Genomic DNA, 12,074 nt, shown 5'->3' on the forward strand with positions numbered 1-12,074 from the left:
AAAAAAATATCGTGCCGTTCTTTCTTGTTTGGAAAGGACACGATACTTTTTTAAACGTCCCTCTCCTTGAATTAAGAAGAGGGACTCAACTATATTAGCGAAGTAATTGAAGAACGCCTTGCGGCTGTTGGTTCGCTTGAGCAAGCATTGCTTGTGATGCTTGTGTCAAGATATTATTCTTAGTGAATTCCATCATTTCCTTCGCCATATCGACATCGCGGATGCGAGATTCTGCAGCAGTCAAGTTTTCAGACGAAGTCGACAAGTTGTTAATAGTATGCTCTAAACGGTTTTGATACGCACCAAGTTTAGAACGCTCTTGAGATACTTTGCTAATCGCGTTGTCGATAGATGCGATCGCTTGGCTCGCTAATGCGTTAGAACCAACTGAAATACCAGCAACAGCAAGAGCGCCTGTGCTCATTGAGTTAACTGATAGTGTAATAATTTGTCCATCATTAGCGCCTACTTGGAATGTTCCAGTAAATGAGCCGTCTAACAAGTTTTTAGTGTTGAACTGTGTTGTGTTAGAAATACGGTCAATTTCAGATAACAATTGATTTAACTCGTCTTGAATGTTGTTGCGGTCCGCAGTTGTGTTTGTATCGTTACCACCTTGAACTGCCAACTCACGCATGCGTTGAAGAATCGCATGAGTTTCGTTTAATGCGCCTTCCGCTGTTTGAATTAAAGAAATTGCGTCTTGCGAGTTTTTCGCAGCCATATCTAATCCGCGAATTTGTCCGCGCATTTTTTCAGAGATCGCCAAGCCTGCAGCGTCATCGCCTGCACGGTTGATGCGAAGACCAGAAGATAATTTTTCCATGTTTTTAGCAGCTGCGCTTGTGCCAGCCGTTAATTGGCGGTATGTGTTTAACGCCGCAATGTTGTGGTTAATTCTCATATTCTTTTCCTCCTTGAATGTTGGTTTCCACATCCATGTGGAACATTTTTTTGCAGATAGATAGAAAGTCGGCCGCCTTTCTTCCCTGCTTCCACTTTTAATATCGGTCTAACGTTTGCAAAGTTTAATAGTTTGCTTGTAAAAAATTATATTTTTATGTCGAGAAATTGTGAAAATGGCGAAGGCTGCTGAATTTCTTTAATGACATGCGCCGGATCTTCTTTATGCTTATTGATGATTTCATTGAGCACCTGTTCCGCGATTTGTTTGTTGTCCTCGACTACGCGGGCGATGACTCCTTGAACCGGCACTCCGCCAATGCCCAAGCTCATGATTGTTTCCCCCCTTTCAAATGCTTTAATTGCTGATAAAGCTCATCCAATGATGCTTTTGAGGCGAGTGTTGCTTGCTGATTTTCGTCTTGGATGGCGAGATAGACTTCCTTTCGATGGATTTCGACCTGCTTGGGCGCGCTGATGCCAAGCTTAACTTGGTCGCCGTTAATGGAAAGAATGGTGATTTCAATATCATCGCCGATTTGGATCGCTTCCTTTAGTTTGCGTGTAAGTACCAGCATCTGTCTCGCCTCCTTATTTCGCCGCAGTCTTTTCTGGAAATAGGCGATGCTTCGTTTGATACGGCGTATTCGTTAAAATGACTTGCTTGCCGAACCGCTTTTGTTGGTTTAACACAATCGGTGCCTGCAAATTCGCCGTAGTTTGGTCAAATGGGTCGGCGACGGTCAAAATGACATAAACCGCGACTTCCTTCGCCGAGGACAATTCAAGCTGCTCGATCGAGGCATCGTCAAGTTCAAAATCATAATCTGGAAAATAGAGAAAGGGATCAATCATCGCAAACCCAAGCGCGGGCGTGGCGACCGACTGTAAAATGACAAACGGCGTATCTTCAAGCGGTAGCAAAACAAATCGTTTTTCTTCAGAAAAGCCGGGAATCCCTTGTGCAAAATGAATGATCTGCTGCTGTTGCAATTCATATTCACCGTGGTATTTTGTTTCGATTTTCATGGCTTCTCACCTTTTTTAAATGGAAGTTTCAAATTGGTTGGCATTCGCTAGTTTTAAGTTGACCACATCTATTTTCAGCGTCGGCCGCTGCGCTAAATCAATCTCCACTTTTCCCGGCGTATAGCGAAGAAGCGGCGGATTGGGTCTGGCTTGAATCATCGGACGCCGAGCTTGCACATCAATATGAACCTTCGCCGGTTCATAATTGGTTTTGACACTAAAAAGAGATGGAATCCAGCCGATGTTAAACTCATACATCGGAGGCTCGCTGTTTTCCTTTGCCTGATCCGCGATGGGATTGCCGCCATCTTCAATGCGCATCAGCTCATCTCCTTGTTCAGACAGGCGGGCCATTCCCGCGAGCCAATCTTGATAGCCTTGTTCCGCAAATTCTTCAATGCGGCGAAAAATATGCTTTAAGTCCATATCCTCCCATGCTTTCGTTTGATCAATCGTCAGCTTTCCCGGGGTGGTTTCGATTTGAAGTTGCGCCGGCGGCTGTCTAATTTCAAGCTCTGCCGGCGGCTGTTCGATTTCTTGCACAGGCGGTGTCGTTGCGATGGAAATTCTCGCAACTGTCGATTGTAAACGAATTTGCGGCAGCTGCATCTTTTTCCCTCCTAAAAGAAAAGCCATCTTGGCTTCGCCAGATAGCTTAACGTAAAAAGTCAAGAAGCGTTGGCTGAATAATGCGAGAGCCGACACCAAGCGCCGCGCGATGCACGGTTTCTTGCATTTTTAAATCCGTAATCACCCGTTCAATATCGGCATCTTCATTGTCTGACAAAATCCGATTGGCCACAACCTCCTGCTGGTCCACGCGCTCTTCCATCAATTCGATTCGATTCATGCGCGCGCCTAATTCCGCACGGGCACTCAACAAATTATTAATATGTTTATCCAGATAGTTTAAATATTGACTAATATCGGCTCCTGATTTCATCGCATCCTTCAGATCAGCGCTTAAAAACTGCAAATCGCTGAATAAGCCGTTGCCATTAGCGGTGGTGGCACTGCTATCATAACCAAACACCTTCGTCGGATCGACATTGACAGGTACATAAATTCCTTTCGATAGCTCAATATTGATTGGATTCGCATTCGTAGAGACGATTGGCGGTGTTTGCGTCAAATCGACCGGCTGCTTTAATGTATCGGTTCCATTAAAAATATATTTATCTCCCACCTGTGTATTGGCGATCGAGACAAGATGTTCGGTCAGCTGCTCCACCTCTTGAGAGATCGATTCACGCTGTGTTGTCTCGTATGTGTCATTGCTTGCCTGCACCACAAGCTCGCGAATGCGCTGCAATGCTTGAGTTGCTTTATCGAGCGCATCATCGGAGTTTTCAATCCAATTGTAGGCCTCTGAAAAATTGCGTTTAAATTGCTGAACTTCCGTCAAATTGGTTCGATAAGCCATGCCTTTCATCGCCACGACCGGATCGTCAGATGGACGGTTAATTTTTTTGCCCGTCGCCAATTGGTCCTGATATTTGCCAAGCTGCGCATAGCTGGCGCTTAAATTCCGCAACATATTCGCAGCAAGCATTCCTTGGGTTACGCGCATCCCTGTTCACCTACCTTCCTACAATGCCCATGCCGTTGATGATTTTATCAAGCATCTCATCAATGGCTGTTATTTGCCGGGCAGCCGCGTTATACGCGTGCTGGAACTTAATCATATTTGTCATTTCCTCATCAAGCGAAACCGAGCTTACCGACTGACGATTCCCTTCGACCGATTGCAATAAAGTGTCGCTGTTATTTTTCATTCGCTCGGCTTGCTGTCCATCAACGCCCAGCTTGCCGATCCAGCCTTCATAATTTGATTTAATTGTCCCTGATTTCAACGGAAGGCTAAGACCTGCTAAATCTAATGTGTCGGTTGTGCCGACTAGGCTGATGGAGCTAGAGGACAACAGCATTTTTCCGACATTCGCCAAATTGATGGCGTTGCTTCCGTTCCCCGATGTTTTGTCCATTGATGCCGCAATATTTGAAAGGTTATCAATATCCGATGACAACGTAATCTGTTTCGCCGCATCAGTAGAGGTCAATCCGCTGAAAAATTCCACTCCCGTTGTTGTACCATCCAGTCCATAGCCCTTTTTATGAACTTCATTAAAAATCGTTCCAAAGGTGTAAGCTAAATCATTCAAATGTGCGATCATTTCTGGATAAATGCCTTTTGTACCCCCAGAGGAATCTTCGTAGCCGAACGATTCCACCAATCCTAACAGCTTTCCGGACGAAAACGCTGTAGCTGAAATCGAGGCGCTTCCTACTTGAAATTGAGCGACTGGGCCATTGGGCGTTTCGCTCACTCCGTCACCATCAAGATCTTGTCCACCTGGCAGTGAAAGCGTATGGGTGGCGCTGCCTTGAACTAAGTAAATTTTATTGCCGCTGCCGTCCAAAATCGGGCTGCCGCTGCTGTCTGTCAAATAAATATTGTACGTTCCCTCGGCGATCTTAAGGGAATTGCCACCGTTGGCCACCTTTTCAACCTGAACGTTCACCAGCTTGGAAAGCTCGTCCACAAGACGATCCCGTTGGTCATATAAATCATTTGGCAAATAGCCGTGCGGCTCAATTTCGCTGATTTGCTTGTTAATATCGCTGATTTGCTTTGTCAGCGAGTTGATTTGTGTAATCGTCACGCCGATTTGGCTGCCAAAATCCTGCTGAATTTGCGACAATGAATCGTACAAATAATGAAAGGTTTCCACGACCGCCAATCCGCGCTGGCGCACGACGGAACGCGCCCCCTCATTTTCCGGATTTGTGCTTAAATCCTGCAATGATTGCCAAAATTCATCCATTGTTTTCGACAGGCCATTATCGGAAGGCTCATTCATAATATCCTGCATTTTAGCCGTGGCATCCGCTCTTGCCTCCCAGTAGCCCAGCTTATTATTTTCATTGCGGTATTGCATATCTAAAAAACCTTCCCGCACGCGCTGGATCGAGCCGGCTTCGACCCCGGTCCCCATCTGTCCGGGAATTTGCGGGCGGTTCATCGAGGCTGGCGGATACGGCTCCGTTTCGGTAAAATTGACGCGTTGGCGCGAATAGCCTGGCGTGTTGGCATTGGCAATATTATTTCCTGTGACGTATAACGCCATTTGCTGCGTCGACATGCCGCGTTTGGCGATTTCCAATCCTTGAAAGGTTGAACCCATTGTCTTTTCTCCACTCCTTGAAGCCCCGCTCCGAAGCTTTGCGGGGGCTATACTTGAGATTCGAATCAGCCAAGCGCTTGAGAAACGCGAAATCTGATCCGCTTATGCTTTTGAGTCAAACAACGAACGTCCGCCTTCGTATCCCGAAGCAGCAGAATGGGGATTCTGGTAGTTGATTTCGGGCGTTTGCGGCAAAAGCAAATCCAAGGTCATATGAACAAATTGCAGCGATTGCTGGACGAGCTGCTGGTTGAGCTCATTCGCTTCCTTCAGCTCTCGAACGGCCTTTGATAGCTCTTCCTGCCGTTTCTTTAGCTCGCTCCGCTCCGGTTCAGCGGCCCTCTCGATGCAAGCGGCCAATGTCGGCGGCTCCTCCGCTGTGCTGGAGCGAGGAAAAAGCGCGGCAATCACATCGCTTCGCTTTTTTTCCAATTGGCTGATCAAAAAAATATGTTTCTGTTCATCCTGGATGATCGTCTTTAGGGCTTCCATATCTCCTTTTTTTAACACGTCTGTTTTTTTGTGGGCTGAATGCAGCAAATGCTTATGCAACTCCACATACTCTTCTAATAAATGAATCAGCGGCGCGGCAGACATGAAACCCCTCCTCTCCTGAAACTCCGCTTTCCGTTCGTTGTTGGGCTCTGCGCCTCATGATCGGGCATAGTAGTCATAGATGCTTTTAGCCACCGCATGGGCATCGATTTTATAGGTGCCGGACTGTACCTGTTCTTTCAACTGACGCACCTTATTTTCCCGTTCGATCTGCCATTGGGGATGCTGCTGTAATTCCTTCGCTTCTGCGGAAATCTCGACTTGATCCCGCTTTTTGCCGGTCTTACCGTTCTGAATCTCTTGGTTCGCATAATGTCTATAGGAATGAACTCCCGGTGACGAGATATTGTTCTGGTTGATGCGCACGGACAACCCTCCTTTTCTTCGTCCGATTCGTTGCTTCTTACTTATATTATCGGCAACGATTCTCAATGTTTTAATAGATGGCCTGAGAAGTTCCTTATCCGCCAAACAAAGAAAAGACAAAAAACTTCATGCTCTTACAGGGCGGCTTGAACAATAACCAAACCGCACCTGTCGCTTTGAAGCTACCAAATCGGCTCCGTCCGCTTAACAGGATTTTCTCTAGATAAAAGCGGCTAGATTTAGAAGTCTTTTGGATCGTCTTTTTTTGTATAATATACGGTCGTCGGCCGGCTGCTCTCTTTCTTTTTTGTTTCTTCTTTTTGCAGCTGCTCCACTTGCTGGCTGAGGTCTTGTTTACACGAAACACAAAGCTTGCCTTCGCGAATGATCGTGCCGCAGCGGCTGCAAGGGTAGCCTAAATTCGGAAAGTTGGCGAGCTGGAGCCGTCCCGATTTAATAAATTTAATAATCAGGCGTTCGGACACACCGGTTGCTTCCACTACCTCCGACAGTGTCGCCATGCGGTTTTCCCGCTTTCGCATATAGTTATACACCTTCGTAAACTCTTTTTCTTCCTCTCGATAGCATCGGTCGCAAATATCACGAAACTGATTTTTGACAAATAATCGGCCGCAATTCGGGCAATTTTCTAGATTCACTGTCGCCATCCCCCAATCCTTCGCTCATTTACGTGTAAATATTGATAATTAGCCCTTGAATTTCGCCAATGGCGCGTAAAATCCCCATCCCATCCTTTTCATTTTGCAATATTTGATTCGTTAAGTCGAGTAGCTTTTGATCCACCTCTTTCACGAGCTTATATAAGCGCTGGCGCCCATTCCAGCTGAAGCTGCGCTGTTCGGACAGCTGCAAGCCATGCTTGACTGCATCGTCCAATAAGGTTTTGACTAGCTTTTTGTATTTCCGCAAATCCTCAACTGAATGCGATTCAGCCAATACTTTTCCTTGGTCGGCAATTTGCTGGACAAGCTGCTGGAATCGCCCATATACGAAATCATCCTGCTTTTTGGCCATCACCTCAGCAAAGGATACGGAGGCAGAAGGAACCGTTTCCTTTGGCTGAGTTGTCTTGATCATATTCGGCTTTGTCACTTTTTGGACTTCCACCATACATCGCCTCTATTTCTGTTCTATGTTCTTTATGACGCGCAAAATTTCTCCGATCACCGCATAAAGCTGGGAAGGAACACGCTGCTGCGGGTCGGCTAAATGCTCGACAAGAGTGGCATCTTTTTGAATGGGAATACCTTGCTTTTCAGCGTGCTCGATCATTTCTTTTCCCATTTTTCCGCTTGGCTCAAGAGTTTCCAATAGACGCTCGGCTTCTTCTTCGTAGCGGCTTAATGCCGAAGCATATGTTTCATATGGATGCTTCATACCGTTATATCATAACCTTTCTCTTGAAGTTTCTCACTTGCGGACGGAGTTTGTAAAGAGGAAGAAACCGCTGGCTCCGTCATTTTCGCAAAGGTCATTTTCGTTACATGGTAGCCGATTTCATTTAAATGCTCCTTAGCTGCTTCCATGAGCGGCTTGAGCGCGCTTTCCACTTGCTCATGATCGGTTTTGACCGTAATCGCTAAGTTGCGTTCGGCAGCTTGCAGCAGCAATCCGATTTTTCCGTATTGTTCCGTATCCAATAAAAAATATAAGCTGCAATTTTGCCAATCTAACTTTCCGTCCTCATTGCGCGAATTCAAATAGACGTGAACGGTTTCCATTTGATCTCGCATCATCAGTGGGAGCTGATATACCATGGTTTGCGTGTGGCTTTTTGCCTCAAACCGGCTCAATAGCTGCTGGCCTGTCAGATTTAAGACCGCCCGCTCTGCCTGCGAAGCTGTGCCGTACCCCCCCTCTCCGGCGCTGAGGAGCAGGGACTTCATATTTTTGCTTGGCAGCGGTCCGGTTGGGGCCATCACGGCCTGTGCGATTTCTTTTTCATGATGCATCCCCAATAAGCGCAGCTGCTCAAATATCCCTCGTGCGGAAAAGTCATCCGCTGCTGCCGGAAGCAGCCGTCCTATTTGCCCAGCGAGCGGCTGATTAGACACGGAAGCAGATGGAGAGGCCTGCATCTCCGAGATAAAGCGCTGAATCTTGACATCCGCTGGTTGAAAACGGAGAGAGGAGACCGTCTGCCTTACCTCCTGAACGATGGATGCGGCATCGCTCCATTTTCCAGCTGAAATCAATTGCTTCGCTTCTGCCAGCTTTGCGCTTGCCTGAAGAAGCTGTTTTTCCGTTCCCATATCGGCAAACATCATGCATTCTCCGCGCAAAATCATGCGATCAAGCGTATAAACAGCCGCTTCGATCGACATCCTTGCTTGCGAACGGACCTGAGTCGAACGGGCGGTCAATATGGACGCTGTTTGCTCCAGCTTTTGGCCGATCTCCCGCTGCCAGCTTTGAAACTCGCCCGTTGCTTGCGCCATTTTTTCCGTGACGGTTCGCACGACAAGCTCCTTTGCTTGCGGCGTGATTCCGCTGAACCATTCCTCATGGCCGTACGTCCATTGAACCGTTTCCATATTGGTGCCTGAATCGGTTTCATTTCCGATCCAGCTTGATGTGTTTTCGGCAGCCGTTCCGTTTTTCTGGTCACTTGGAGGCTCCGGGCTTGTCTCTTTCACTGCTGGTGACTCCGCCGTCTCCTCCATGAGCTCCATCAACAGATCACCTAGCGGCTCTCCGTGCAGCGTTTCATGAACCGCTTGCATATGAAGGGACGTCAACGGAAGCTTTTTGCTGGCGAGAGCTTGAATCGTTTCCAGCTTTTCAGCCATCGTTCCTTTTGTTTTTTCCAAGAAGCTTTTGAGAGCCGCCCGCTCTGCCTGGGTCAGAAACAAGCCTTGATTTCTTAGCAGCTGTTCGATTGGAGCCAACGAATTTCCGGCCATCGCTTGAGCGGCTGCCGAGGGCGAAACCGCTTTAACTTCAAGAACATCACGATCCATTCCCGTGATTTGGACAACGAGCTTTTCCTTGTCCGGGATGTCCCCTTGAAAGCGGACATAGCGATCCTGTCCTTTGATCGTCACAATCGCCTCATTTGCGCTGACTTTTTCCTTGATGGCCACAAAAACGGTATCCCCTTCTTTGAGCGGGGCCGTTCCATCTTGGGAAGCGATGGATGTCTGCACCATCCAATCATGATAAATTTGCATGGTTTTCACACTCCGCTCTCTGATCTATGCTCAAGCATGTTGATGAACAGTCTTATTCCATAAAAACGCGCCTCTTCGTGCGCAAAACGCCAACCATGAAAGAGCAGCGGTCTTGTGCAGCAACGCGGCAATCCATTTATTGTACTTATCAAAGCAATAGGATTTTTATACAAAAGCGAATCATCAACACTCATGTTTTTGCTACTTTTTATATCGGCAAATCACGATGAATGTTTATGAGCCAATCCAATCAAATTACGACCTCGCGAGGGTAAAAGAGGAAACGGCGGCAGCGCCGGCTTCCCGCAGCATTCGAGCCGCATGGCGGACCGTCGTTCCTGTCGTATAAATATCATCGATCAGCACAAATGAAGCACCGGCGGGCAGCGATACATCCGAACGCAAGTGAAAAACACGATCCGTTTCAAGCCGCTCATGCCTTGATTTTTTTGACTGCTTTGCGGAATCGAATCGTTCTAATGCGTCTAAAATCGGACAGCCGAGCAATTCGGCAAGCGCTTTTGCCTGATTAAAGCCTCTTTCGTATAAACGTGCGGAACTTAGCGGGATCGGGACGAGGAGTGAATCGCGCGGAAAGTGGCAGAAAAATTCACGGCACATATCAGTGCGAAACGCTTCAACGAGCGCATAATCCCCACGAAACTTCCAGCGGGCAATCACCTCTTTCATAAAAGCATCGTACACGTATACAGATCGATTTTTCGTTAACACACCGCGCCATGCGTTGTCATGCTTCCAGCGGACGCAATCGGCACATAATTCCCCTTGCCGATACGATTCGTCAACGCGGTCAAATGGACGACCGCAGCATTCGCATAGATCGCCAGCAATAAGAGCAAAAGAGCGGCGGCATTCATGGCAAAGCACATCTGTCTGTTTCAACATCAACAAATGTCTCCAACTCATTCGCTGCGCATAACGCCGATGGCACAACAAACAATGTTCGCTCATGGACTCTTTAACAGCCCCCTTTCTTGAGCCAGACGGTTCATGCGAACGATCTGCCGTTTCGCGGCGACCATCGCTTTTGTTTTTCCGTAATGAAAAAAGCGGACGTCTCCGTTTGGATGCAGGGCGCTTCGTCCCACCCTTCCGGCAATTTGGACAAGCGCGCCCTCTGTAAATAGGTCATCCTCGGCTCCTAATACCGCCACATCGAGGCGAGGAATCGTCACGCCGCGTTCTAAAATCGTCGTCGTGACGAGAAGCGGAATCGCTCCTTGGCGAAAAGCGTGCACTTTTTCCTTACGGGCGCTATCCTCGGCGTGGACCCCCGCGATCCGCGCATCCAGCCGCTTAAGTATTTGCACAACCTGCTGCAGCAGGGCAATATGCGGAACAAATAGCAGAGCTGGTCTCCCTCCTTGGATTCTCTCATTTGCCCAGGCCAGCACATTGCGGGGGAGCCTTCCTTTTTGCACTTGCTTTCGCCAATGTCCGCACCATTCAAAAGCAGGGACCGGGAGAGGATAGCCGTGATAGCGCGCCGGAATCGTCGCCGCCATTCGCTTGTTCTTTTGAATTTCCCGTTGCCATGCTGGATGGGGAGTCGCTGTTAAATAAATCAAAGCGGACGGTTCACAGCGGGCTTTGGCAGCTGCATATTGCAGCATCGGCTCCACAGAGTAAGGAAAAGCATCGACTTCGTCGATGATCATGACATCAAACGCGCGATAAAAACGAAGCAGCTGATGCGTGGTCGCCATGACAAGCGGGGCCTGTTTGAAACGATCCTCGCTTCCGCCATATAAAGCAATGATGGGAACCGTTGGAAACGCCTGCTTGAAGCGCGGAGCCAGTTCTAATACGACATCCATTCTGGGGGTAGCGATGCAGACGCGTCTGCCGCGCTCTAGGGCATGGGCGATGCCGGGAAAAAGCACTTCTGTCTTCCCCGCCCCACAAACAGCCCAGACCGTTAATTCATCATGGCGGTCTATGGCTTGTTTGACCGCTTCCGCCGCCGCTTGCTGGGCATGGGAAAGTTTGCCGCTCCAAACAAGCGGACGGTCATAAGCGATTCGCTTTGGGCTCACACAAGAAACGACAAGCGGAGTACATTCGCTCACCCTTCCCATCATCAAGCATTGCCGGCAATACGTACAGCTCTCTTCACAGCGGGCGCAGTGAAAGGAGGCAAAAAGATGGGCGCGCTCATTTCCGCATCGTTCACAGCGATAACCGCCGCGCTCGGTTTGAGTAATGCCTTTTTGATAACGCAAATAACCATTTTCATAATGGGCCTGAATCTGTTCCAGTGAAAAAGGGAGATCATCTATGAGAAGCTGTCTGCCTTCAAGAAAGGCAAGAAGAGTAGGAGAAAAGGGAAATTCGGGGTTTTTCTCGCAAGAAGGGAGATCGGGCAGACGGCTAATCGGCCGGCGGTCTTTATGCTTTTCCTTTGCCAGCGCTTCTGGAAGCCATTTGCCCTGTTCAAACACAAAACGCATCTTATCCCTCCATGATTCATTTTGGCGAATCGTTGCCTAAAGAAAAAAGCGGAACTGACGGTTTTCGGTTGAAGACAAAGCCCACAGTAGACTTTGGCTTCAACCATTTTAACAGCCTTTATGGATTGCGTCGGTTGCATCAAAACGCTTAGCAGATCAGGAACGCAGCCGAGTAAAGACGCGAACCGAACCCAAACGTTCATGAGCCGATGATGCAAGATGAAAGCGTTTATCAACATTCTGAAGCGGTCCGTACTGCTTGCTTCGGCAGCATTGATGCTTTTTCGGTTTCCCGCTGATGCCGCCGATCGACGGCTTGGCGATTGGCATGTGGACGGTCCCATCCGTTTAGATAAGGGACTTGATGTCCCGTT

16 protein-coding genes are annotated in these 12,074 nt (G+C 48.1%); all 16 read right to left on the reverse strand.

Translation table 11 applies throughout. The features are described 5' to 3' along the window. Window positions 1–94 precede the first annotated feature (94 nt). The 16 genes from hag to GRQ40_RS16740 all read right to left on the reverse strand — a co-directional run bounded on the left by hag (window position 95) and on the right by GRQ40_RS16740 (window position 12,030). Window positions 95–904 (reverse strand): flagellin Hag, encoded by an 810-nt coding sequence (gene hag / locus GRQ40_RS16665; protein ID WP_080860277.1) that lies wholly within the window; start codon window positions 902–904, stop codon window positions 95–97. 146 nt (window positions 905–1,050) lie between these two features. Continuing rightward, window positions 1,051–1,236, reverse strand: a complete 186-nt coding sequence (locus tag GRQ40_RS16670; protein ID WP_080860279.1) for a hypothetical protein — start codon at window positions 1,234–1,236, stop codon at window positions 1,051–1,053. Continuing rightward, entirely contained in the window at window positions 1,233–1,481 is a 249-nt protein-coding gene (gene csrA / locus GRQ40_RS16675; RefSeq protein ID WP_080860281.1) for a carbon storage regulator CsrA, read from the reverse strand. The genes GRQ40_RS16670 and csrA overlap by 4 nt, the downstream gene beginning before the upstream one ends. 13 nt (window positions 1,482–1,494) lie before the next feature. Continuing rightward, complete coding sequence (gene fliW, locus GRQ40_RS16680; RefSeq protein WP_159720422.1) at window positions 1,495–1,932, reverse strand: flagellar assembly protein FliW; 438 nt, start codon at window positions 1,930–1,932, stop codon at window positions 1,495–1,497. Window positions 1,933–1,947: 15 nt separating this feature from the next. Continuing rightward, window positions 1,948–2,541: a DUF6470 family protein gene (locus GRQ40_RS16685; RefSeq protein ID WP_159720423.1), complete on the reverse strand. Its 594-nt coding sequence runs from the start codon at window positions 2,539–2,541 to the stop codon at window positions 1,948–1,950. Between the two features lie 46 nt (window positions 2,542–2,587). Next, the gene (gene flgL, locus GRQ40_RS16690; RefSeq protein WP_080860287.1) at window positions 2,588–3,502 is read right to left on the reverse strand and encodes a flagellar hook-associated protein FlgL; all 915 of its coding nucleotides are present in this window, start codon (window positions 3,500–3,502) and stop codon (window positions 2,588–2,590) included. 10 nt (window positions 3,503–3,512) lie between these two features. Further along, complete coding sequence (gene flgK, locus GRQ40_RS16695; protein WP_159720424.1) at window positions 3,513–5,117, reverse strand: flagellar hook-associated protein FlgK; 1,605 nt, start codon at window positions 5,115–5,117, stop codon at window positions 3,513–3,515. A 102-nt stretch (window positions 5,118–5,219) separates the two neighbouring features. Then, window positions 5,220–5,714: a flagellar protein FlgN gene (locus GRQ40_RS16700; protein ID WP_159720425.1), complete on the reverse strand. Its 495-nt coding sequence runs from the start codon at window positions 5,712–5,714 to the stop codon at window positions 5,220–5,222. A gap of 54 nt (window positions 5,715–5,768) precedes the next feature. Continuing rightward, on the reverse strand, window positions 5,769–6,038 hold the full coding sequence (flgM, locus tag GRQ40_RS16705) for a flagellar biosynthesis anti-sigma factor FlgM (protein ID WP_044746292.1): 270 nt from the start codon (window positions 6,036–6,038) through the stop codon (window positions 5,769–5,771). Window positions 6,039–6,277: 239 nt separating this feature from the next. Continuing rightward, window positions 6,278–6,697, reverse strand: a complete 420-nt coding sequence (locus GRQ40_RS16710; RefSeq protein ID WP_159720962.1) for a TIGR03826 family flagellar region protein — start codon at window positions 6,695–6,697, stop codon at window positions 6,278–6,280. A 28-nt stretch (window positions 6,698–6,725) separates the two neighbouring features. Further along, window positions 6,726–7,166: a YaaR family protein gene (locus GRQ40_RS16715; RefSeq protein ID WP_159720964.1), complete on the reverse strand. Its 441-nt coding sequence runs from the start codon at window positions 7,164–7,166 to the stop codon at window positions 6,726–6,728. Window positions 7,167–7,178: 12 nt separating this feature from the next. Continuing rightward, entirely contained in the window at window positions 7,179–7,436 is a 258-nt protein-coding gene (locus GRQ40_RS16720; protein ID WP_044746293.1) for a flagellar biosynthesis protein FlhB, read from the reverse strand. Next, window positions 7,433–9,229 (reverse strand): hypothetical protein, encoded by a 1,797-nt coding sequence (locus GRQ40_RS16725; RefSeq protein WP_159720426.1) that lies wholly within the window; start codon window positions 9,227–9,229, stop codon window positions 7,433–7,435. Before GRQ40_RS16725 ends, GRQ40_RS16720 begins: the two co-directional genes overlap by 4 nt. Before the next feature lie 255 nt (window positions 9,230–9,484). Continuing rightward, window positions 9,485–10,201 carry a ComF family protein gene (locus GRQ40_RS16730; RefSeq protein WP_159720427.1) on the reverse strand — a complete coding sequence of 239 codons (717 nt, stop codon included), beginning with the start codon at window positions 10,199–10,201 and terminating at the stop codon, window positions 9,485–9,487. Further along, entirely contained in the window at window positions 10,198–11,700 is a 1,503-nt protein-coding gene (locus GRQ40_RS16735) for an ATP-dependent helicase ComFA (RefSeq protein WP_159720428.1), read from the reverse strand. Before GRQ40_RS16735 ends, GRQ40_RS16730 begins: the two co-directional genes overlap by 4 nt. A gap of 156 nt (window positions 11,701–11,856) precedes the next feature. Next, on the reverse strand, window positions 11,857–12,030 hold the full coding sequence (locus GRQ40_RS16740; protein WP_159720429.1) for a hypothetical protein: 174 nt from the start codon (window positions 12,028–12,030) through the stop codon (window positions 11,857–11,859). Window positions 12,031–12,074 lie beyond the last annotated feature (44 nt).

This window comes from Anoxybacillus sp. PDR2 (genome assembly GCF_009834045.1).
Classification (GTDB): domain Bacteria; phylum Bacillota; class Bacilli; order Bacillales; family Anoxybacillaceae; genus Anoxybacteroides; species Anoxybacteroides rupiense.